Origin of the sequence: Allosaccharopolyspora coralli, from assembly GCF_009664835.1 — a bacterium.
In the GTDB taxonomy this organism is placed as follows: Bacteria; Actinomycetota; Actinomycetes; order Mycobacteriales; family Pseudonocardiaceae; genus Allosaccharopolyspora; species Allosaccharopolyspora coralli.
Map to the genome: position 1 here is coordinate 2,712,225 of NZ_CP045929.1, position 21,242 is coordinate 2,733,466.

20 protein-coding genes and 1 pseudogene are annotated in these 21,242 nt (G+C 68.3%); 12 read left to right on the plus strand and 9 right to left on the minus strand.

Features of this window, described 5'->3' with window-relative positions; all coding sequences use genetic code 11:
- Window positions 1–110 precede the first annotated feature (110 nt).
- From GIY23_RS12890 to GIY23_RS12935, 10 genes and pseudogenes are all read left to right on the plus strand, one after another.
- Entirely contained in the window at window positions 111–713 is a 603-nt protein-coding gene (locus GIY23_RS12890) for a hypothetical protein (RefSeq protein ID WP_154076885.1), read from the plus strand.
- An 88-nt stretch (window positions 714–801) separates the two neighbouring features.
- Window positions 802–1,296 (plus strand): hypothetical protein, encoded by a 495-nt coding sequence (locus tag GIY23_RS12895; RefSeq protein ID WP_154076886.1) that lies wholly within the window; start codon window positions 802–804, stop codon window positions 1,294–1,296.
- 96 nt (window positions 1,297–1,392) lie between these two features.
- The gene (gene dnaN, locus GIY23_RS12900) at window positions 1,393–2,601 is read left to right on the plus strand and encodes a DNA polymerase III subunit beta (protein WP_154076887.1); all 1,209 of its coding nucleotides are present in this window, start codon (window positions 1,393–1,395) and stop codon (window positions 2,599–2,601) included.
- Window positions 2,602–2,675: 74 nt separating this feature from the next.
- Window positions 2,676–3,305, plus strand: a complete 630-nt coding sequence (locus GIY23_RS12905; RefSeq protein ID WP_154076888.1) for a hypothetical protein — start codon at window positions 2,676–2,678, stop codon at window positions 3,303–3,305.
- A 15-nt stretch (window positions 3,306–3,320) separates the two neighbouring features.
- On the plus strand, window positions 3,321–4,292 hold the full coding sequence (locus tag GIY23_RS12910; protein WP_154076889.1) for a hypothetical protein: 972 nt from the start codon (window positions 3,321–3,323) through the stop codon (window positions 4,290–4,292).
- 328 nt (window positions 4,293–4,620) lie between these two features.
- Complete coding sequence (locus tag GIY23_RS12915; RefSeq protein ID WP_154076890.1) at window positions 4,621–5,385, plus strand: hypothetical protein; 765 nt, start codon at window positions 4,621–4,623, stop codon at window positions 5,383–5,385.
- A gap of 199 nt (window positions 5,386–5,584) precedes the next feature.
- Window positions 5,585–6,454 (plus strand): N-6 DNA methylase, encoded by an 870-nt coding sequence (locus tag GIY23_RS12920; protein ID WP_154076891.1) that lies wholly within the window; start codon window positions 5,585–5,587, stop codon window positions 6,452–6,454.
- Window positions 6,455–6,725: 271 nt separating this feature from the next.
- Window positions 6,726–7,406 (plus strand): EndoU domain-containing protein, encoded by a 681-nt coding sequence (locus GIY23_RS12925; protein ID WP_187351866.1) that lies wholly within the window; start codon window positions 6,726–6,728, stop codon window positions 7,404–7,406.
- Window positions 7,403–7,720 carry a hypothetical protein gene (locus tag GIY23_RS22650; RefSeq protein ID WP_187351867.1) on the plus strand — a complete coding sequence of 106 codons (318 nt, stop codon included), beginning with the start codon at window positions 7,403–7,405 and terminating at the stop codon, window positions 7,718–7,720. Before GIY23_RS12925 ends, GIY23_RS22650 begins: the two co-directional genes overlap by 4 nt.
- 79 nt (window positions 7,721–7,799) lie before the next feature.
- Window positions 7,800–8,699 (plus strand): annotated as a pseudogene (locus GIY23_RS12935) (IS256 family transposase); the annotation flags it as partial.
- Window positions 8,700–8,703: 4 nt separating this feature from the next.
- Here GIY23_RS12935 and GIY23_RS12940 read toward each other — a convergent pair.
- A protein-coding gene (locus GIY23_RS12940) for an IS5 family transposase (protein WP_187351868.1) occupies window positions 8,704–9,518 on the minus strand; the annotation gives its coding sequence in 2 pieces (ribosomal slippage) (window positions 8,704–9,188 and window positions 9,188–9,518; 816 coding nt in all).
- Window positions 9,519–9,543: 25 nt separating this feature from the next.
- On the opposite strand from GIY23_RS12940, the gene GIY23_RS12945 reads away from it, so the two are divergent.
- Both GIY23_RS12945 and GIY23_RS12950 read left to right on the plus strand, forming a co-directional pair.
- Window positions 9,544–9,951 (plus strand): transposase, encoded by a 408-nt coding sequence (locus tag GIY23_RS12945; RefSeq protein ID WP_456061936.1) that lies wholly within the window; start codon window positions 9,544–9,546, stop codon window positions 9,949–9,951.
- Window positions 9,952–10,594: 643 nt separating this feature from the next.
- On the plus strand, window positions 10,595–11,053 hold the full coding sequence (locus GIY23_RS12950; RefSeq protein WP_154076894.1) for a hypothetical protein: 459 nt from the start codon (window positions 10,595–10,597) through the stop codon (window positions 11,051–11,053).
- 648 nt (window positions 11,054–11,701) lie between these two features.
- Here GIY23_RS12950 and GIY23_RS12955 read toward each other — a convergent pair.
- The 8 genes from GIY23_RS12955 to GIY23_RS12990 all read right to left on the minus strand — a co-directional run bounded on the left by GIY23_RS12955 (window position 11,702) and on the right by GIY23_RS12990 (window position 21,240).
- Entirely contained in the window at window positions 11,702–12,661 is a 960-nt protein-coding gene (locus tag GIY23_RS12955) for a M23 family metallopeptidase (protein WP_154076895.1), read from the minus strand.
- Entirely contained in the window at window positions 12,658–13,707 is a 1,050-nt protein-coding gene (locus GIY23_RS12960; RefSeq protein ID WP_154076896.1) for a replication-relaxation family protein, read from the minus strand. Before GIY23_RS12960 ends, GIY23_RS12955 begins: the two co-directional genes overlap by 4 nt.
- Before the next feature lie 60 nt (window positions 13,708–13,767).
- Window positions 13,768–16,248, minus strand: coding sequence for a type IV secretory system conjugative DNA transfer family protein (locus GIY23_RS12965; RefSeq protein WP_187351869.1), 2,481 nt, complete (start codon window positions 16,246–16,248; stop codon window positions 13,768–13,770).
- A gap of 46 nt (window positions 16,249–16,294) precedes the next feature.
- Window positions 16,295–17,107, minus strand: coding sequence for a GP88 family protein (locus tag GIY23_RS12970; RefSeq protein ID WP_187351870.1), 813 nt, complete (start codon window positions 17,105–17,107; stop codon window positions 16,295–16,297).
- A gap of 87 nt (window positions 17,108–17,194) precedes the next feature.
- A complete protein-coding gene (locus GIY23_RS12975; protein WP_154076898.1) occupies window positions 17,195–17,461 on the minus strand; it encodes a hypothetical protein in 267 nt (88 codons plus the stop codon).
- Between the two features lie 13 nt (window positions 17,462–17,474).
- A complete protein-coding gene (locus tag GIY23_RS12980; RefSeq protein ID WP_154076899.1) occupies window positions 17,475–19,286 on the minus strand; it encodes a VirB4 family type IV secretion system protein in 1,812 nt (603 codons plus the stop codon).
- Window positions 19,286–20,323: a PrgI family protein gene (locus tag GIY23_RS12985; protein WP_154076900.1), complete on the minus strand. Its 1,038-nt coding sequence runs from the start codon at window positions 20,321–20,323 to the stop codon at window positions 19,286–19,288. Before GIY23_RS12985 ends, GIY23_RS12980 begins: the two co-directional genes overlap by 1 nt.
- A complete protein-coding gene (locus GIY23_RS12990) occupies window positions 20,320–21,240 on the minus strand; it encodes a hypothetical protein (RefSeq protein WP_154076901.1) in 921 nt (306 codons plus the stop codon). Before GIY23_RS12990 ends, GIY23_RS12985 begins: the two co-directional genes overlap by 4 nt.
- Window positions 21,241–21,242 lie beyond the last annotated feature (2 nt).

The window sequence follows — 21,242 nt, forward strand, 5'->3', positions numbered from 1 at the left end:
CGGTAGATGCAAGGAACACGAAAGAGAGTTCCGAGATTAACTGAAATTGCGGGTAGGGATTGGCACCCCGTTTGCCCGCTCTCTCTCAAGATGCGTGAAAGGGATTTCTCATGACTCGTGTCTCTGTGGAAGCGTGGTCGCACGGTGACGGTTGGCTGTCGGTGGATACCGGCGAGTGGATCGCGGACCGCGGCGAGTACCGCGCGGACCTCACCGACGACCTGCGCGAGTGGATGGACGAGAACGGGCACCAGTGGCCGCACGATGACGTGATCACGGCGTGGATCACCGCGCGCACGGGCGAGCTGCCGTCGGGGCTGCACGGCGACGGCACGGTGTGGCATCACAACCTGTTCAACTTCGCCGATCACCTGATCGACGACCTCGGTTTCACCGTGCTCTCCGCCGGTGAACTGGGCGACCTCATGATCACCGTAAGCGACCACTCGGGCGGCTACGAGGCGCCGACGGTGTACCGGTCGACCGTGGACGAGTTGGAGGAGTGGGCCGACTACACCCACGCCACCGGCGAGTGTGCGCGCGGACACCGCTGGCACACCGTCGACACCGTGCGTCTGCACGCCTCCGACGGCGCCGACATGACGACCTACCGGGTACCTGACCAGGTCCGTGTGCCCTTCGGTGACCGCGCCCGCGCCTACGTGGCGTGCCCGGAGTGCGGCAAGGCCGTGCGCTTCGTCAACCGATTCTGAGCCTCGCGGCGACCGTCCGCGCCCTGTCTGCGCCGCGCGGCCGGTCGCCCCTCCTTCTCCTTGCCCCGCCTGTTTCTGTGAGGTTTCCATGTTTGTGCTTGCCGTTGACGGCGACATGATCACTACCCAGGATTTCGACGACGATTCCACGGCGCTCCGGTTCGAGAACGCCGACGACACCGCGTGGCGCTGCACCGCGTGCGGTGCACGCCTGATCGAGGATGGCGACGGCGTCGCCGATGAGTCCGGCCGCGTCGAGTGCGTGGCATACGACCCCGACGACGACCCGGACCACGACGGGGACACCGGCCCGGAAGCCGGGGAGGGTCCGCATCGGGCGGAGCGTGTGGCGTTGTCGTGGGCCAACAGTGCCGCGATCCACACCGACCCCGGCGAGGACTCGATCACGGTCACGATCAGTGTCGGGGACCCGCGCGGCGCGCTGGCCTTCAGCGTGCGCCGGATCCCGGACGACGCCGACACCAACGCTGGCCGGTTGATCCTGCACACCCCGTACCCCGGTGAGCCGATGCCGCACGTGGATCTGACCGAGGACCACACCGGCACCTACTGGGTCAGCTAAACCCCTGTTTCCCGCGCGGGCGCCCGGACTCGATCCGGTGCCGGGCGCCCCGCACCCCCTTTCACTTCGTTCGCTTGTCGTTCTGGAGGTCGTGACATGAGTACCGCTACCGATACCCGTCCTGCTGCCGCGCTGCTGGAGTGCCAGACCGACCGCGCCACCCTCACCGAAGCGTTGAGCACCGTGGCTGTCGGTGTGCCGCGCCGCCCCGCCGTGCCGCTACTGGGCGGCGTCCTGCTGGAGTCGCGCGGCGGGCACCTGACGTTGACAACGACGGACATCGATACCGTCGTGTCCGTTCGCATCCCGGACGCGGTGAACGCCCCGGGTGCGCTCCTGGTGGACCACGTCGAGCTGTCCAAGATGCTGGGCGCGCTGGTGAAGGGTTCCCGTAAGCGCGAGGCCGACGCGATGCCGGTCACGCTGCGGGCCACTGTGGACGGTCACGCCGTGCTGTCGTTGGGCGGCTACACCATGCCCCTGACCGCCTACCCGGTCGAGGAGTTCCCCACGCTGCCAACGGTACCGGCGAGCATGGCGGAGGCAGACCGCGAGACCTTCACCCAGCAGGCACGACGTGTCCTCATCGCGCGGGGCGCGGATGCGACGCTGCCGATCTTCACCAGCGTGCATGTCCAGGCGGCGCCGGGCGCGCTCACGTTGGCGGCGACCGACCGATTCCGGCTCGCGGTCGCCGAGATTCCCGCCACCACTGCCGCGACTGAAGACCGGTCGGTGATGCTGCCCGCTGAGTTGTTGTCGTCGGTGCTCAAGCACTGCACCGGCGACCGGGTCCGTCTCGGTGTGGACGCGGCGAGCGACTGGGCCGCGCTGTCCTGCGGTGATCTCACCGTCCTGACCCGGACCGTCGACGCCGAGTTCCCACGGTACGAACGGCTGTTTCCGGAGACCACTGCCAGCGCCCGCGCCGACCGCGGCGCACTCGCCCAGGCCACGGTGCGCGCTACGGCCGCGCTGGAGGCGTCCCACTACACCGCCGACCGCGACCAGGCCGGGCACCACCTGGCCGTGACCCTGCACCCCGACGGGCGCGTCTCGGTCGCCCCGGTGCTGGCCGAGCACGCGGAGACGGTCACCGCTCCCGAGCACCCCGCCGAAGTCGGCGGCGTCGCCGAGTCCGTGCGGGTGCTGTTCGGCGCCCGCTACCTCCGGGACGCGTTGAGCAGTCTCGCCGGGGACACCGTGACGCTGCGCCTGGACAGCCCGAACCGGCCCGTGGTGTTCACCGCCACCGACACCCCCGGCTACCGGCACCTGATCATGCCCGTCCGCCCGACGTCCTGACACCGAACCGTCACGGGGGCGACGAGCCGCCGGGCACGCGCCCCCGCCCACGACACCAGGAAGGAGCCGTACCGATGAACACCCGCACCGTGCACGAACTGGCCGCCGAACTTGCCCCCACGTTGGGCAAGGGGTGGCGCGTCGGACCTGCCCACGACGCCGACGGCGCCTATCACGGGGACCACACTGCCCGCCTGTACGGGCCCGACGACGCCGAGATTTCGGCTCACGTCGAGACCTGGAGGGCACCGGCCCGGCAGCGGCTGATCCTGACCGCGTGGGCGCCGTTCGCGCTCACTGCCCACACCGACCTGGCTCGTCTCCCACAGATCACCGTCTCCCGCAGCAAGCCCGCGCGGCTGATCGCGCACGACATGCAACGGCGATTGCTGCCTGCCTACCGCGAGGAGCTGAACGCGGCCCGCACGCGTGGCCAGGAACATCAGGCACAGCAGGTTGCCCGGGACGCCGTCGTCGCCGACCTGGTGGAGATCACGCACGCCCGCCTGGTCGACGCAGCGGGCGGCGAGGTTCACTTCGGCGGCCCGGACGACCGCGCCACCGGATTTTTCCGCATCACCACCGCCGACCAGGGCGCCCGTGTGTCGTTACGCGTCGCCCCGGACGCGGTTCTCCCGCTCGCGCGTGCCCTCCACGCCCTGAACACCGCCACACCCGAGCCCGCGGCGGTTCGTACGCCCTGAAAGGAGTTCCTGGCCATGTCTGGATTCATCCTGCTGATCACCGACCGCACCGCGCTTCACCACGAGATCACCTGTCACACCCGAGGCGCCCGTGTGGTCACCCGATCCCCGGAATCGGTCACCCGGCGCGAGTGGACGGATGCCGACCTGGTGTGGATCGATGCCCACGCCGCGCCGAGCCTGCGCCACCGCGTGGCTTCGTGGTCTGCTCCGAATACGACGACGCTGCTCCTCGACGCCGCCGACCGCCCCGAGCCCGACATCCTCCGCCACGCCCTGGGACTGGGCGCCCGGACCGTGGTCACCCTCCCGGACGGAGCCGGACACCTTCGTCGGCAGGCCACCCAGCTCACCGAATTCATGGCCGTGCTGGTGGTGATTCTCGACCCCACCCCCGGCGCCGAGATCGGCACCGTCACCACCGCTAGCCTCGCACTAGCCGCCACTGCCGCAGGCGAGCGCACCAGTGTCATCGACGCACGCGGCGGCACCCTCGATCTGCACCGAACGCTCACCGGCGCTGTCCTAGACTCGCCCGCTTCCGCACGCGGAACGCTGCGCGTGCTCTCCACCCCGGGCACCGAACCGCCCCCCGCCGAGGAACTACGCGGACTCGTCGGGGACCTCACCGGCCAGCACACGCTCACCCTCGTGCACGCCAATCCCTACGAACCCGTCACGTGGCACCTGCTGCACAGCGCGGACCTGGCCCTCATCCCGGTCGCCGCCGAACGTTCCGGGCTCGCTGCGCGCGGCGTGATCGAGTTGTCCACCAGTCGCGCGAACAACACCCACGTCCACCTGATCGGCGATGCCGACACCGACCTCGCCGAGGCACTGACCGCCTTGTGCGGCACGTCGAGTATCACCGGCCACCTCAGCGCGCTCCCGGCCGACGACCCCGACCAGGTCAACGATCCGGCACACCGCAGCGCGCTCTGGGACGCGGTCGCACGCTCCCGAGCACGCCCGACACACCGGCGCTGACCACGCACAACCACAACTACATCACGACAGGCACGGGACACTCACCAAACCGGTGAGCTACCCTCACCCATGCCTCCCTTCGGGGACGGCGCCCTTTCAACAGGGCATTTGAGAGAGGCCGACGGACCGTGCCAACACCCTCCGGGGTGGGTCCGTCGGCCCTTTTTCATGCCATCACCGCGCGCGCCGCACCGCTCGCCGCGCCTACGGCTGACGACCTTCGCCGACCGCGCGCTCCACGACCTCCGCGGGCAACACCCCAACCCGGCACCGGATCTCCGGGGCGAGGTCGAGAACCGATTCCTTCAGTAGAGACAAGGACAGTGACATGACCGAGAACAGTCGCACCCTGTTCACGCTCGGGCGAGGCCCACAGGCCGAACCACTCGGCGCCTTCGACAACTACCGCGCACCGGACGCGCTCGCGCGCCTGCCCATCGGCTGGCTCCTGCTGGCCGCGACCTCGACCACCCAGGTACGCGAGCGCTTCGCACGGTTCGCGCTGGCCTGGGACGTCGCCGGATTCGACCTCTTCACGCCACCACCGACCACCGGCCGAATCGACGTTCCCGACGGCACGCCGCGCCGCACCGAGTGGATTCCCCCGGCACACCGGCGAATGATCTACGCCTTCGACCACAACCAGTGGTTCTTCTGGGACGCCGACGACCATCCACAATGGCACCAGCTCACCGTCGGCCCCGATCGGCACGTGCAGGAACACCCGACCGCCCGGACCTATGGCGCCGAGTATCCCCTCACGCAAGGACTCGACCCCACCCAACTCGCCGTGTGGATCACCGCAGCGGCGACAGCGCACCTGAACACGCCCTCCGATGCCATGCTCGGAGTCCAAGTCCACACCGGGGAATCGCTGGCCACACCGGAACTGCACTTCATTATCCACACAGGACACAACGACTGTGCGGACGCTCTGGCGGATGCCATCAACACGCTCGCGGGTGAACACAACTGGAGCAATCCGTGCCACCCGGACGACCGTCGTTTCACCCACTCCATCGCACGAGTCAACGGCACTCCGCCCGGGGGCACGCCCATCACGGTCGCCCACTACGACGACGTTCTTGACTGAGTCCGGCCCCCACAAGGGTCAGAGCCGTCTGACCTTTCAATAGTCGCCTCTTCTCACTTTCGCTCACGTCGCCATTCGTCCCTGGGAACCCGTGTGCCCGAAACCGGTTCAGCCCCGCCGATGCGCGACCAGCATCAGGAGCCCAACGATGAACCACCGCACAGCATTCCGTCCGTGCCCCCACCCCGACCGAGCTACCATGACCATCGCCCAGGCCGTGGCCACCGCGTGGAACACCAGCAATCACTCCGGACGACGCGACGTGCCGCTGTCAGTGGTCGCCGGACTCGCCCTGATACACCCACGCGACCACACCCAGCCATGCCCCGGCGAACAGATCCAGGCCCAAACACCCGAAGAATTCCGCCGCACCCTGACCGACATCTACACCCTGACCGGGCGGGCACGCCCGGACCTGGTCCCCGCGCTGTACCCCCTCATGGAATGGCTCTTCCACGACGACGAGAACCCCACGCTCCAACGCGCTGCGAAGACAACCGCCGACGCGGCACTGCACGCCGGACAGATCGCACTGACCGGTACCGAAGCGCGGTACGAAGCTGATCTCCTCGGCATGGTGCTGGGCTCGTTGAAATCCTCCAACGCCTCCAAAGCCAACGCCCAGATCTACACGCCCACCGCGATCGCCGACGTGATGGCGCGAATGAACACACCGCACGAAGGCGCCCGGGTACAGGACCCCGCCGTCGGCAGCGGCAGTCATTTCCGCGCCGCCGCCCAAGCCATGCGCGAAAACGACCACGACCCCACCACCGTGGCCTGGTACGGCGCCGACATCGACAACCTCGCCATCGCCGCCTGTGCCGCCAACAGCCTGCTCTGGGAACTCGGCCCCCATGTCCTGCTGTGCGTGGCTGACACTCTCGCGGAAGGAGACTGGCCCACCCGCGCCGAAGCGCAACACCGCGAGGTCGTCGAGCTGGCCGACAACATCCGACAGACCTCCGCAATGCTCGCCGCCGTACGCACCGCCCAACGCCTGACCGACACCGTGCGGCACGACCAGCCCGAATGCAGCCCAGCAGACCACGACCAGGCACAAGGCTGAACAGGAAGCAGCGCTCCCGACCCCTTCCCGGCCACCCGTAGCCGCGCGGTTGGGGTGGTGGGCGTGGGACGCACGAGCCCCGCCGGGGTGAGTGCGTTCTGGCTGTCGGTCCTGCCTCGTAGGGTTCGGTGCGGGTGGACACCAAGCCCAACGGGATGCGAGCGCAGGAGGTCGGGGCATTTCGTCCATCGAGGAACTCGCCGACACACTGCGCCGGGTCCGATCCGGGCTCTCCGTGGGGCATCTCCAGGGCGCGACTGAAGCACTTGAGGTGGCCGTGCAAGCGCTCACCCAGGCCCGCGGCACCATCGAGTCCGCGCTGGATGCGCCCCTGCACGGACTGACCCGCGCCCGCGACCTCACCGCATCCACCCAGAAGTCACTGGAACGCGTGGCGGCCACGATCGAGACCTACCTCGCGGCCGTCCTCGTCGTTCCGAGCGGTCCGGCCACGGTTCCCGTCGACGCCCACGACGGGGGCCACTCGGCCACCGACGATGCGGCACTGGCCCTACCGAACGACGTGGAGCAACACCTGTTCCACGGCCACACCACCACCCGCAAGATCACCGGCTATCACCACCGGCCCGGCGGCATCGACAACGGCACCTTCACCGTCACCGATCCCCAGGACCCCGACCACATCGGGATCTACCACGGCACCGTGGAAGGCCACACCGCGAACGGCAAGCCCACCCGCAAGACCTTCACCACGTTCTTCCCCGACTCCTGGCCCCGCAACGAAGTCCGCCGCGCGATCCGCGCCGCCTTCACCGCCCGCCAACCCGCGCACGACCGCCGAGGCAACCTCGTGCCACTCAAATGGCAAGGTACCTACTGCGGCATCCGAGTCCAGGGTTTCCTTCGACCCGGAACAGACCTTGCCACCGCCACCCTCGACGACCTCGCCACCGCCTACCCAGTACCGACACCCGAAACGAGGACACCATGAGCACCGTCCGCTTCGGCCGCGACGAACACGGCGCGGTGACCGTCCTCGTCCCCGACGGCTACGAACCCCTCGACCAACTCCTCTACGACGACCTCGGCGACCACCACGGCGCGCTCGTCGACATCCGCGACCACGCCCGCGCCCCCGGAATCGAGCCGTGGGAAGCGGGCGGCAACAGTTGCTCGATCACCATCACCCGCGCCGCCGTCACCATCGACAACGACTACAACGGCCAAACCACCACCCTCGACCGCACCGAATTCCTCGACATCATCGACGCCTACCTCACCGAACTCGACACGACCGCCCCTTGATCATGGGGCTGTCCGTGATCTTGTGGGTGGTGGGTGATCTTGACCATGCTGGAGCGGTCGGCTCCGGTGGGAAGGATCCATGGTGACAAGTGAAGACACGGCGGCCGATTCGGCTGGCCCGGCTCCTGCTCATGACGATCTCGATGTTCGGGTAGCGCGGGAGTTGATCGACAAGGCCCGCGAAGATGGCGTGTAGCTGGTCGGCCCGAACGGACTGTTGCGGCAGGTAACCAAAACGGTGCTGGAATCGGCGCTGAACGGCGAACTGGACGACCATCTTGGCTACGAGAAAGGCGACGTTGCGGAGAAGTTCGGGGTCAACGAGCGGAACGGATCGTCGTCGAAGACGGTGCGGACCGATGTGGGTGACGTACGGATCGACGTGCCCCGTGATCGAGACGGTACGTTCACTCCGCAGATCGTGCCGAAGTACGCTCGCCGGGTCGAGGGTTTCGACGACACGGTCATCTCCCTGTATGCGAAAGGGTTGACGACCGGGGAAATTCAAGCACACCTGGCCGACATTTATGACGCACGGGTGTCACGTGAGCTGATCTCGAAGATCACCGACAAGGTGGTCGACGACCTGAATTCCTGGCAAATTCGACCGTTGGATCGCGTGTATCCAGTTGTGTTGATTGATGCCATTCATGTCAAGATTCGGGATGGTGCGGTGGCGAACCGTCCCGTCTACATCGCGGTCGGGATCACCCTGGCTGGTGAGCGGGACGTGCTGGGCATGTGGGTCGGTACTGGTGGCGAAGGAGCCAAGGGATGGCTGAACCACTTGTCGGACCTGAAGAACCGTGGCGTCGAGGACATCCTGATCGTCGCCTGTGACGGCGTGAAAGGGCTGCCCGAGGCGATCTCTGCGTTGTGGCCACAAGCAGAGGTCCAACTGTGTGTCGTGCACCTGGTGCGGGCCAGCCTTCGCTACGCATCGAAGAAGTACTGGCCGGCGATCACTAAACGACTCAGAGCCCCTAACACATTGCGGTGCGTTCGTGGTGGGCATGGAGTCGTCGCCAGGTGATGAGTCCGCAGGCGAGGGCGAGGAACCCGTGGTGGATGTCGGTGCGGCGTTCCCAGCGTTCGGCCAGGCGGCGGAATTGGTGCAGTAGGGCCAGTGTTTGCTCCACGACCCAGCGCACGGGTTGGTTGTTGTCGCGGGTGCCTCGCCGGCTGATCAGTGGGCGGATTCCGCGCTGTCGCAACAGGTTGCGGTACTTGTCGTGGTCGTAGCCACGGTCGGCGACGATGACGTCGGGCTTGCGGCGTGGGTGTCCGCGACGACCGCGAACCAGCGGTACTGCGTCGACCAGTGGGATGAGCTGGGTGACGTCGTTGCGGTTGCCTCCCGTCAGCGTCACCGCGAGCGGAACACCGCCGCCATCGCAGATCAGGTGGTGCTTGGAGCCGGTCTTGCCTCGGTCGACGGGACTCGGCCCGGTCGCAGCGCCCCCCTTTTCGCGCGAATGTGGGAGGCATCCACACATGCACGTGACCAGTCGATCTCACCGGCAGCGTTCAACTCGCCCAGTAACTCCTGGTGCAGCTGGTCGAACACCCCGGCGTCCTGCCAGTCCCGAAGGCGTCGCCAGCAGGTCATCCCGGAACCGAACCCGAGTTCCTGGGGCAGGTCCTCCCAGCCGATCCCGGTGAACAGCACGAACAGGATCCCCTGCAACACATCGCGATCAGGTCGTGGCTTCGGTCCCCTCCTGCTTGGCGGCCGGACCGGCAGCAACGGCTCGATCCGAGCCCACAACTCATCGGAGACAACCCACGGCGCAGCCACCCCAAGATCATCTCAAGCCAAGATCATCAATGTGTTAGGGGCTCTCAAGCTGATCTACACCGCCCCCACCGTAGAAGCCGCAGAAGTAGAGTTCACCGAATTCTGTGCCGAATGGGAGGATAGGTATCCCGCGATGATCCGGCTGTGGCGCCACAGTTGGGAACAGTTCACGCCGTTCCTCGCCTATCCGCCCGAGTTGCGGAAGCTGGTGTACACCACGAACGCGATCGAAAGCCTGAACTCCCGGTTCCGTCAGGCCACCCGACGCCGAGGCCATTTCCCCAACGAACAGGCCGCACTCAAAGTGCTCTATCTCGTGATCAAAAATCCACTCAAAAATCGTTCCAACATCACCGGGAAAGTAGTAGGTTGGAAACAGGCGTTGAACACGCTCGCCATGCACTACGGCGACCGCCTCGACGCGCAGCACTGACAGGTGATCACATCATCACCCACAAGATCGCCGACACTCCCACCAGCTCAACCAGGACCACACCCGCGATCTCGCCTGGTGGCAGATTCCACGCTGGACGTCCCGCACCGCAGCCGCCCTGATCAGTGGTTTCAGCACCTGGTGCGCGGTCGCGCTCGTCTTCGGCGCGCTGTACCAGCACACCGGAAAGTTTGAGGCCGCGCTTCAGGTCGGGTTCGCTGCTGGCGTGACTGCCGGAATCTCGGCCGCGATTACCGCCGGTCGCCGCTCCGATGCGACGGGCCGTATCCGCGTTTCATGGTGGGGCAGAATGAAACCGAGTAAAGGCGTTCCGGCGGGTCTCGTCGGGGGTCTCACGGCTGGGCTGGCGCTCATGTCCATGCTGGTCGTCATCAATAGTGTCCTCGTGGGGCGCCCCACCGACTTCTTTAGCTCAATCGGGATCGGGATCGGGATTATGTGTGCTGTCACGGTGGGTTTTGGGATCGGGCTGGGGACTAGTCGCCGAGACGGCGCACCACAACGGATCAGGACATCTTGGTGGCGCAGTCCACTGCCGGGCAGAGCCTTGGCAGTCGGGCTGGTGGCTGGGGCGTTGATCGGGCTCCCGACTAGCCAGGGGGGCCGTGCTACTGAGGGGCTCGTGACTGGTCTCGTGGTGGGGCTCGGAGCCGCTTTCGCGGCTGGGCTTGGACGACCTGGCACGGACACCAATGTGCACGGTCCCCGCGACACCCGCCAGCAGGACCGCGCTGCTGGGCTTGCGATCGCCCTCACCACGTGGCTCGCGCTCGTGCTCGCCCTCGGACTAGGGGACGGGTTGGCTAGTGACGCCGTCCCTGTGCTCGTCTACTTACTCAACGCTGGGTTCGCGTTTACTGCCGCGATCGCATTCACCGTCTGGTTCACCGTCACGCAGACATGGCCCATGCTCGTTTCCCAGATCATTCTGGCCCTACGACGACGGACGCCGTGGCGGCTCATGCGGTTCCTGGAAGACGCACGCACACGGCACGTCCTGCGCACCGTGGGACCCGTCTACCAATTCCGGCACGCCAAACTCCAGGACCGGCTCGCGCGGCGCCACCAGACCCGCCCGTAGGGCAGCGTCGTACACCTACCGCGACCGGACAAGAACGTGCCGCCGAAGCGGAGCTTCGGCCAGCAGGCGGCACGGCGTGTTCGCCTCGGCAGGGTGGAGCGTGATGGACAGGTTCGAACCGGGCATCCGCTCTCCGGCGGGGTTGAAGTCAGTTATCACCAGTTCTTCATGCTGGATGCGGATGTCTACCCAGACGACGCTGGGCACCTGCACAGGCGCGCTAACGGCCTGGCCTCCACCGTCGAGGGTCTACTTAGGGTGGTGGCGGGCATCCATACAGGCCCGGTCGAGTTCATGATGGAGCACTGGAACAACGCTCCACCACCCGTCCTCGATCCGTGGGAGGGCGGGTGGTGGAGGTCGTCGTGACCGTGCCGAGCGGGCAGCTTCGCGGGTCGGCCCGCATGAACGATGTCGACCCGCCCCTGGGGACTCCTCTCGCCCTTGCCACGCCCACCGTGCGCGCGAGGATGCCCAGCACCGGCCGCGACCCTTGTGGACAGAGCAGCCAGGGAGCCTACCGAGACGTACCTGATCCAGCCCTGGACCCCGGAGAAACTGACGCCCGACAGCGTGCTGAAGAACAACAGCCGATTCGGTCGAGACGAGACCCACCAGTAACTCACTCCCGGGCACGCCACGATCGGCCTAGGGGCCGCACAAGTCGGGTCCGCGTTGCTGGGCGTAGAAGTCGAGCGGGTCGACGGGTTGGCGGTGGAGGTCGATCTGGAAGTGCAGGTGTGGGCCGGTGGACTGGCCCCGGTTGCCGACCTCGCCGATGGGCTGTCCGGCGCGCACGGCTTGTCCCGTGGCGACGTGGTTGGTGTTGTTGTGCCCGTACGTCGTGATCACGCCGTTGGGGTGTCGGAGGCGGATCCATAGGCCGTAGCCGGAGGCGGGGCCGGAGTCGATGACGGTGCCGTCGGCGGCGGCGTGGATGGGTGTGCCGGTGGGTGCGGCGATGTCGAGCCCGTTGTGCATGGCGCCGTCGCGGGGCCCGAATCCCGAGGTGCAGGTGCCGTGGGCAGGCACGACCCAGCCGCCTGATCCGGTGGGTGTGGTGGCGGCGGCGCGGTAGTGCCCGGCTTGGGTGAGGACCTTGCGGACGTACCAGTCGGCGTGGTTGTAGGTGAAGATCGCGCCGTAGAGATCGCGGTTGTCCCGGGCCCCGTTGTCGCACAGGTAGAAGGTGGCGGCGTAGATCGCGTCGTGCGGCACGTACCGCGACGGCGGCACCGCGCCGCCAGGGGGAATCTCGTGCTGTGACACGACTTCCTCGAAGGTCGGCTCAAGGAACTGCATCGGCCCCCCGGCCCCAGACGCATTTTCCCCGGCCAAAACGCCAGGAGCGTCGAGGCGCCCGTGGTTGGTTTCGACCTTGCCGATGGCGGCGAGGATGGACCAGTCGAGTCCGGGGCAGTGTGGTGCGGCGGCGCGGTAGAGCGCGAGGTAGTTGGCGGGGATGTCGGCTACCGCGTGCTCGCTCGGTTCGGTGCTGTCGTGCGCTGGGGTGGTCACGAGCGCGGCAACGGCGCCGGAGAGGACGGTGGTGGCGAGGATGATCAGTGCTGCGGTGGCTGCGAGGGCGAGCCTGACGGCCTTGATCATGGGCTGGTTGTCCTGCTGGGGTTCCAGTCCAGGGTGGTTCGGGTGAACGGCGGCATGGACGCCGGTGGGCTTAGGCGCACCGCTCTGGTGGCCTCGGGGGTGGGGTTGGTCGTGCCGGTAGGTGCGGTGGGGGCTGGGAGGTGTGGCCATGCGGTGGTCAGGTCGATGAGGTGGAGTCGGCCGGAATCGCTCGGGTGCAGCGGGAGCCATACCTGGTCGGCGCTGGTGCCTGCCTGCTGGATCGTGTCGACGGTGGTGGTGGCGACCGGCACCGTGCGCGGTCGGGAGTGGGTGCGCAGGTGGTCGGCGAGGAGTCGTCGGGCGTGGGCTTCGCGTTCGGGGCGGGCGAAGCAGGTCAGGATGGGTGTGACGATGCGGCTGGTGGTGGCTAGTTCGGCGTAGCCGGGGAGTTTCGCTACCAGCCTGGAGAGTTGGTAGGAGCCGGTGTCGAATTCGAGGAAGAACTCGATCTCCCGATCGCCGATGCGCCAGCGCCCGTAGCCGTCGGGGCGGACAAGGTCGCCGAAGTGCCGGGCGCAGCGCGTTTCGGACCACCAGGCGGCCAGGGCTCGCTGGTCGTGGTGCAGGGCGTGGGCGATGAGGCCGGTGAACAGGTCGTTGACGCCGTGTAGGTGCGCCAGCCGCAGTGAGTGGGCGATGCCGATGGCGCGCTCGGAGCGGAACTTCAGGGCGTGGGGGTCGATGCCGTCTTCGTGGGCGAGCAGGTGCGCGCCTGCGCTGTCGAGGACGTAGAACATGGGTGCCGCCCCGCTGCGCACGTACGGTTGGAAACGGTTAAGTACTCGCCACCGGTACAGCAGGGGCAGCCGCTTGTTGGCGGTGCGGCGGCAGGGAAACGCGACGCGTGCGAGTTGGGTGGAGGTCAGGGTGCCGTGCTCGGCGACCATCCGTGCGATCCAGCGGTCCCTGGCGGTCAGGCGCCCGGCGATGGTGGCTTGGTGTTCATTGCTGATCGCGGCACGGCCGGTGGGTCGTGTCGGGACGGGTGAGCGGAGATCGTGCTGGCGACTTCGAGCGTCGAACATGGCGTCCCTTCCGTACGAAGAGGCAGGGAGGTGAGTGCGCGGGCTCGGGGCTGCTCGGGGTCAGCAGGCGCGCCGCGGGTCGAAACCCACGGCGCCCGTGGGCGGCTCGACCTCATCGGGAGAATCGAGCGGTTGCGTGTGGTGCGCGGACGCGGTTCGTACGAGACGTGAGCGTCCTGGTATCGCTGCGGGCAGCGGTTGGGTCGTGACGGTGCAGGGCGGGGTCTGGGCGCCGTTGACGACCAGCCGGGCGGCGGCGTGGAAGACACCGAGGTGGGCGAGGTCGTGTTCGGCCAGGCGGGGTGTGGTGTGGCGGGCGAGTTCGCGGGCGTCTTCGGGGCTGGCGTTGAAGAACACCTTGTTGCGGGCGTTGGTGGAGATGCCTTCCTTGAGGTCTTTGCCGAGTTGCCCGAGGTGTTGGTGGGCCAGGGTCATCGACAGGCGGTAGCCGCGGGCTTCGGCGAGCATGTCTTCCATCGCGTAGGGCAGGTTGAGGAAGTTGTGCGCCTCATCGATGTAGAGCGCGGCGTCGCGGCGCTCGCGCTGTGGCAGTCGGGCGCGGGCGGTGGTGGCTTGCCACACGCGCGCCACCACCAGCGAGCCCAGCAGTCGGGTGGTGTCTTCGCCGAGGCTGCCTTTCGGGATACGCACAAAGCACAATCCACCGTCGAGCACCTGCGTGAGGTCCACTGTGGAGGCACCACCAGCGATGGCTTTCACGACGAACGGCCGCAGCAGGAACGCGCGGAGCTTGTTCAGCAGCGGTGCGGTGGCCTGCGCGCGGGCGCCGTCGGAGAGTTGTTCGTACCAGTCCCAGAATCCCCGCAACGTGGCGTCGTTGCCGATCTTGCCGAGTTGGGACTCTCTGGTGGCTGGATCTGTCAGGAGGGCGGGCAGGCTGGCCAGGGTGGGGGCGTCGGTGTGGGTGCGCAGGGTCAGGCAGGCGGCGCGGAGGATGTCTTCGGTGCGGGGTCCCCAGGCGGAGGAGAACACGCGGGAGAGCACCGATACGAAGTTGTCGACGGCGGCTTCCTTCGGGCCCTCTAGGGGGTTCAGGCACGGCACGGGGCCGGGGCTGTCGGCGTCGAAGAGGATGACGCGGTCGGCGGCGTGCTCGGGCAGGCGTTGCAGCACGTCGGTGATGAGGTCGCCCTTGGGGTCGATGACCACCGCACCCCGGCCGTGTTCGGCGTCGTGCAGGATCATTCGCGCCAACATCGTCGACTTCCCGCTCCCGGTGGCACCGAGCACGTGGAGGTGGTGGCGGGTGTCGGAGACCTGCACACCGACGGGGCGCGGGTGGCCGGTGTCGGAGACCCCGACCGGTCGTACGAGGTCGCCTTCGGTGGGAGTGTTCGGTGCCGGGGGCACGGCACGTGCTCCGGCACGCGCCAGGCCGGGCAGCGCGGTGTCAGTAGGAATGTGTGCCAGCGCAGCCAGTTCCGGGATGGACAGTAGGTCGCCGTGACGCAGCCGCCGCTGCGCGAGGGCGGTGACTGGGTGCCACAGTCGGGTGCGGCGGTAGTGGTTGTGGTCGGTGTAGCCGGAGAAGGCGCTGGCCAGCCCGTGGGCTCGGCCGCGAAGCTGATCGCGGGCGCGGCCGATCTGTTCCGGTGGCGTGTCGGTGGGCACGGTGGTGCTCACCGCGTAGCGCACCACGGTGTCGAATTGCGGGCCACGTTGTTTGCCGACGACGGCGCGGTTCTGTGCCTGGTATTCCAGCGCGGTCTGCGGATCAAGTTCCACGTTCGCCTGCGGCGTGCTCGGTGTGCGGCCGGGGGTGAGCAAGTCGAGCACCCGACCAACGACGTGGGTGGAGCGCCCGGAGTGCAGGTGACGGGCTGCGCTTCGGGCCTGCTTGACGCGGCGTCCGGTGACGGGTTTCGCGAGGATTTGTACGCAGGCGGTGTCGTGGACACCGAGACCGACCGGGGCACCGAGCAGAGCACGAAGCGGGTCCGCGTCGTGGTCGGTGAGGATCGGCAGCGCTTCCGAGCGCGCCAGCCGCAGGCTGCCGCCGGTGGTCAACCGCCGACGGTCGGTGTCGGTGTCGGTGGGGATGGGGGCGGTGGCCTCGGTGGTGGTGGTGTGCGCGCCGGGCCAAGCGGCCTCCACCGCCCGCTCGACCATCTGCGGGGGCACCGTTCCGGGCACCCACAACCGAATCTGCACACCGTCGTGACTGAACACATACTCCCACGCCAAGTGCGGCTGACCGTGCGCGAGCCGGGCCCACAGTGGCCGGAGCAGACCGACGAGGTTCGACCACACAGCCTTCGCTCCGTCCGGGTCGACCTCCGGCGGCGCCAGGATCGTCACCAGGCGCGCCTGGGGGTGCAGTGCGTTCTGGCAGCGCAAGAACCACCACCGCCGCACGGCCAGCACGGCGACGACAGCCAGCACCACACCGGGCAGCGCCAACGGGGCCCACGCCTGCCACCAGGAACAGACGGCGTTAACCAGGTGACGGAACGGTGCGGACGGGTCGGTCAGCAGTTCACCGAGCGGACTCTCGGTGGAAGGAGAGGCGAACGAAATCACGGAATCTCCCTACGAGGAAGGGATATCGAGGAACGGGACGGCTCGGTCAGGCGGCGTCGTCGTGGGCGCTGGGCTCGCGCGCGGCCGGGGCGCTGGAGATCGACCGCACCGAACCGTGGCGGCGAGCACGACGGGCGGTGTCGACTTCGGCCTGCCACTCGGAGAACCGGCGGCCGTGCAGCCGTCGAAGGAAGTGGGGGATGCGGTTGGCGGGCACACCGACCAGTCGGGGGCCGAGGACGGCCAGCAGATCGGATGCTTCTTGCGAGTCCCACCCGGCATCGGTGATGGCCTGGCTGTCGGGAAAGACGTCGGCGACCCGGTCGACCGCGGGGTTCAGGGCGTGGTCCTGGGTGCCGCCGTAGGAATAGACCCACAACAGGTTCGGCGGCGGATCGGGCTCGACGAGGCGCCGGAACCTGTCGACTTCCTTGGTGTAGCAGTAGAAATTCACATCCGGGCGCGCGCGGATGATGCGCAACCAAGCGTGGGTGTAGGCATCCGAGAAGAAGTCCCCGGCGTCGTGAATCCGGATCCAGCCGCCGTGGAACTTCGTCGCGGCGAGTTCGGCGAGCATGGCGTGTTCCCAGCCGGGCAGGTCGTCGAGGACGAACGCGAGGTTGGCGTGGTGCTTGCCGCGCACCGCGGGCCAGGTGTAGGTGCCGTGCAGGGCGTAGCAGACCTGGCGGCATACCCCAGCCGACGGGCAGGTGTTGTAGCTGCGCCCGTCGGGCAGCCGCCCGGCCCAGGCGGGCAGGGTCCAGTTATGCACCCCGATCTCACGCATCTGGCGGTTCTGCGTCAGCAACCGTCGCGGACGGACCACCGGGTCGGGGCGTGCGGGATCGCAAGAAGGCATACGGGTAACTCCGAACGTCACGCAGGGGACACCGCGTGAAGCGGCGCGAGAAGCGAGTACCTGTCTGTCCTATATGGACTGATAAGGTTAGGCGGGTTCGTCGCCCGAGGAGTGGTTCGTCCGGTTGCGGCGTCGCTGGCGGGCGTCGTCGAGGCGCGGAAGATCGGGCGAGGGCGCGACATGGCGCGGAGCGCGCGGGCGGCGCGGTCGACTACGGCGCAGGTGCGCGAGTGCGTAGAACACGGCCAGCACACCCAGGGCTAGCGCGGTGAGGGCGAGGGCGAGGGTGGTGGTCCACAGCAGTGCCAACGCGGTCTGGGCCCAGGCGAGGAGGGTTTCGGAGGTGGGGTCCACGGCGTTCCTCCGGTCAGTGGTCGAGCACGATGTCGTCTGAGACTTCGTGCTCGTCGTCGGATGTGGCAAGGGCGGCAAGTTCGGCGGGGTCGGTGGTGATGAGCTGGTGCTCGGCGTCGGAGGCGATGGCCTGGAAGGCGACGCGCTGGGTGCCGGTGGACAGCAGTCCCTGGCCGGTGTCGGCTGCGAGCAGGTATTGGCGTTCGCCGTCGGAGAGTGCGAAAGTGCGCGCGATCTGGTCGATGGCTTGGGGTGCTTGGCGCAGCAGGATTTGGGTGGCGGCGTTGGCGATCACCGCCTTGCCCAACTCGGAGCCCAGGACGTCGCCGACGTCTTGGGTGGCCACGGTGAGTCCGGTCCAGTGTTTGCGGGCGGATTTGGCCATGCGCCATAAGAACTCCGCGCCCGCGTGTTGCTGCATGAGCAGCCAGGCTTCGTCGACGACGCACAACCGGGGTGTGCGCTCGGCGGTATTCGCAACCTGGCGCCACATCGCGTCCAGGGTCAGTAGTGTTCCGGCGGGTTTGAGTTCGTCGGGCAGGTGCCGCAGGGAGAACACCAGCAGGTGCCCTGCCGGGGGTGTGGTGGTGGGGCCGTCGAACAGCCCGGAGAAGGCGCCGTCGGTGAACGGATGCAACCTGCTGGCCAGCTCGCGCGCGGTGTCGTTGTCGGTGTGGTGCAGGGTGGTGCGCAGGTCGGCCAGCAGTGGGGCGTGGCGGGTCCAGGTGCGGGGGTCGTCGGTGATCCCTGCCCGCTGGTAGGTGGCGGCCACGGCCTGGTCGAGTACCGCGCGTTCGTCGGCGTTCAGGGCTTGTCCGAACAGGACGGACAGCAGGGTGTGGCAGAACAGGCTGCGGCGGCGCAGCGCGTCGGCGGGGGCCGAGCGGCGCCCGTCGGGGCGGGTGTGCAGGGGCAGGTCGAGGGGGTTGAGCCGGATGCCGTCGACACCGAGCGGCACGTAGGTGCCGCCGACCGCACCAGCGAGGCGGGCGTATTCGTCCTCGGGGTCGATGATGGCGACCTGCACGCCGCGATACAGCGAGCGCAGCGCTTCGAGCTTGACCAGATAGGACTTCCCAGCGCCGGAGCGGCCGAGGATGACGGAGTTGTAGTTGGCGCAGGCGAACCGGTCCCAGTGCACCAATCCCTGGGAGCCGAGGTTGAAGCCGTAGAGCACCCCGTGCGCCGCCGACGTGGAGGCAGGGTCGGGGGGTGGCAGGTCGGGGCTGGTGAAGGGGAACGCGGCGGCCAGGGCGGCGGTGTCGAAGGTTCGGGTCATGCCGATCTGGTCCAACCCCATCGGCAACGCCGTGACCCAGCCTTGCAAGGACCTGTAGGTGGTGGGTTTGGCGTCCATGAGCAGGCTGGAAGTCAATGCGCGCACGGCGCTGACTGCCTCGACCAATTCCTGTTCGCTTTCGGCGTGGACGGTGAGGTACAGGCCGACGCGGAACAGGCGGCCTTCGCCGCGGGCGAGGCGGTCGGAGAGGTCGTAGGCGTCTTCGGTGGCGGCCTCGACCTCGGGGTTGGCGAGCCGTCCGTGGGTGGCGTTGTGGCGGCGGTCGGATTCGAGTTTGCCGAGCTGCTTGCGCAACCGGTCGGCGGCGATCGTGGGGGCGATGGGTGCGATGTGCACCGACACGTCCAGGCGGCCGGGGTAGGTCAGCAGGGGTTGCAGCCAGCCCGGGTGGACCTCGCGGGGAAACCCGGTGACGGCGAAGGAGGCGACCCAGTCCTGCCCGATCTGGAGGTGGCGGGCGCCGACCTCGATCGCCTCCGGGGCGAACCCACTGCTCGCTACGTGGTCGTTGTGGTGGTGGGGCATCAGGGTGTGTCCTCGGTGTCGTCGGGTTCGGGTGCGGTGGTGATGACCTCGTGCGCGGCGGCCATCCCTGCGGTCGGCACGAGCGGGGCGTCGGGGTTGGTGGCGGCGGTGAGCACCGTGGTGGCCTGGTCGGCATCCAGCGGGCTCACGTCGATCCCGGCCGGGGCCAGCAGGTCCCCGGCCTCCTGGACGCGCCGCGTCAGCCGGGCTGTGGCCGCCCGCCGCACGGCATCCGGAGGCCCGCCGTTCCGGGCAGGGCGCCGCAACGGCAGCCGGAGTCGGGGGCCGGTGAGCGTGTCGGTCGGTGTGGTGACGGGTTCGCGGAGCACGAGCAGGATCTGTCGTCGCAGCAGCTCGACCTGGCCGCCCAGGTGGTCGAGATAGTCGGCGTGGTCCAGCGCGGCGGTCTCCAACGCCGGATGTGGCAACGCCGAAGCCTGCTGGCGCAACTCGCCGACGTGGGCGGAGAGATCCAGACGCTGGGCGCGGACGAGGATCTGGATGCTGCCGGTGAGGCTGTGCAGGTAGCGGCCGAACCCGGCGGTGAGTGCGTCCTGCTCGTCCGGGGTGCGCAGCGCGAAGTTCACCGTGGAGCACGCCGCTACCAGCGCCACCCCGTCGCGGCCGAGGTCGACCACCCCCGCCTCACCGACACCCTGGGCGGGCAGGTCCAGCCCCCCGATGGCGGGTGCGGTGGTGTCGTCGGCGACCTCGGCCAACCACTCCGGCACCGCCCCGCCCGGCGAGGGCGTCGACACGCGGCGGCGGGGGTGCAGCCGTTGCCGCACGGCGGCCAGCAGCAGCCGGTCCAGGCTCACCGCGTCCCGGCGCAGCACCACCAGCAGCGCCACCCCGATCCCGAGCGGTACGGCCACCACCAGGTAGGCCACGACCGGCAGCCAGGCACGGGTGACCTGCCACCCGGCATAGAGCACTCCGGCGGTCACCGCGAACACCGCGACCTGCCGGGGCGTGAAGCAAGCCAGGATCCGATCCTCCCGATCCACATCCGCCGGAATCCGCACACTGCGGGTCATCGCTTCTCACCACCCTTTCCGCGCTTCGTCGACCGGGTTTGGGGTTTCGGCTGGGTCTTCGGGGGCGGCGGGGTCACGTTCGGCAGGTTCAGCGGCGGCTGCTGCGCCCGACGCTGCGGACGCTTCGGCGGCGGCTGCTGCGGCACGCCACGTGAGCGCGCGCCGGGGTCCTGGCTGGCCGGGGACCGCTTGGTGTTCCCCTTCGCCTCCGGTGCTGGCCGCGCGGGCAGGTTCAACGGCAGCGGTTCTTGCCGGTCCGGTCCCCGGCGTCGGGTCGCCGGTGCCGGGGGCTGCTCGGGGCGGGAGACGCGAGGGGCTCGGATCGGCAGCCGGTATTGGCCGGTGCTGGTGGGCACCGGGCGGTGCACAGGCCAGTCCCCGGTACGCGGCAACCGCGTCTGCTCACTCCGCTGCGGCCTCGACGTCGAGGGGTCCGCACCGCTGTCGGCGGCCGGTTCGGTGGGTTTCGGACGGGGTTGGCGTTGCAACCCGAACGGGAACTCGTACTGGCGATTCCGGCCCACGCGCGGCTTGTTCTCCGGCCATTCCCCGTCCATCGGCAGCATCAACTGCTGACCCCGCGGCGCAGCACTGCGCCCGGAATCGGGCCCGCCAGCGGGTTCAGTCGGGGCTTTCTTGGGTTTGGGGCGGGGTTGGCGTTTCACGTCCAGCGGCAGCATGTACTGACCACTGGAGGTCGCCTTGACTTTCCGATACGGATCAGGCGCGGTGCGCCCTTGGCTGAAGGACAACCGGCCCATCGCCGAACCCGCCAGGCCGAGTGTCTTGTAGGCGACGAAGGCTTTCACCATCGAGCCGATGTAGGACCGGCCGCCGCCACGGATCGCCGACAGCATCCAGAACGGGATTTTGATCAGGATGTAGCACAGCGCGATAGCAATAAGAAACTTGGCCACAA

Excerpts from the sequence above, each read along its gene's own strand:
- GIY23_RS12895 (WP_154076886.1), top strand. The coding sequence starts at position 802 with ATGTTTGTGCTTGCCGTTGACGGCGACATGATCACTACCCAGGATTTC.
- GIY23_RS12985 (WP_154076900.1), bottom strand. The coding sequence starts at position 20,323 with ATGACCCGCAGTGTGCGGATTCCGGCGGATGTGGATCGGGAGGATCGG.
- GIY23_RS12960 (WP_154076896.1), bottom strand. The coding sequence starts at position 13,707 with ATGTTCGACGCTCGAAGTCGCCAGCACGATCTCCGCTCACCCGTCCCG.
- GIY23_RS12890 (WP_154076885.1), top strand. The coding sequence starts at position 111 with ATGACTCGTGTCTCTGTGGAAGCGTGGTCGCACGGTGACGGTTGGCTG.
- GIY23_RS12920 (WP_154076891.1), top strand. The coding sequence starts at position 5,585 with ATGACCATCGCCCAGGCCGTGGCCACCGCGTGGAACACCAGCAATCAC.
- GIY23_RS12905 (WP_154076888.1), top strand. The coding sequence starts at position 2,676 with ATGAACACCCGCACCGTGCACGAACTGGCCGCCGAACTTGCCCCCACG.
- dnaN (WP_154076887.1), top strand. The coding sequence starts at position 1,393 with ATGAGTACCGCTACCGATACCCGTCCTGCTGCCGCGCTGCTGGAGTGC.
- GIY23_RS12910 (WP_154076889.1), top strand. The coding sequence starts at position 3,321 with ATGTCTGGATTCATCCTGCTGATCACCGACCGCACCGCGCTTCACCAC.
- GIY23_RS12980 (WP_154076899.1), bottom strand. The coding sequence starts at position 19,286 with ATGCCCCACCACCACAACGACCACGTAGCGAGCAGTGGGTTCGCCCCG.
- GIY23_RS12955 (WP_154076895.1), bottom strand. The coding sequence starts at position 12,661 with ATGATCAAGGCCGTCAGGCTCGCCCTCGCAGCCACCGCAGCACTGATC.
- GIY23_RS22650 (WP_187351867.1), top strand. The coding sequence starts at position 7,403 with ATGAGCACCGTCCGCTTCGGCCGCGACGAACACGGCGCGGTGACCGTC.
- GIY23_RS12970 (WP_187351870.1), bottom strand. The coding sequence starts at position 17,107 with ATGCCTTCTTGCGATCCCGCACGCCCCGACCCGGTGGTCCGTCCGCGA.
- GIY23_RS12915 (WP_154076890.1), top strand. The coding sequence starts at position 4,621 with ATGACCGAGAACAGTCGCACCCTGTTCACGCTCGGGCGAGGCCCACAG.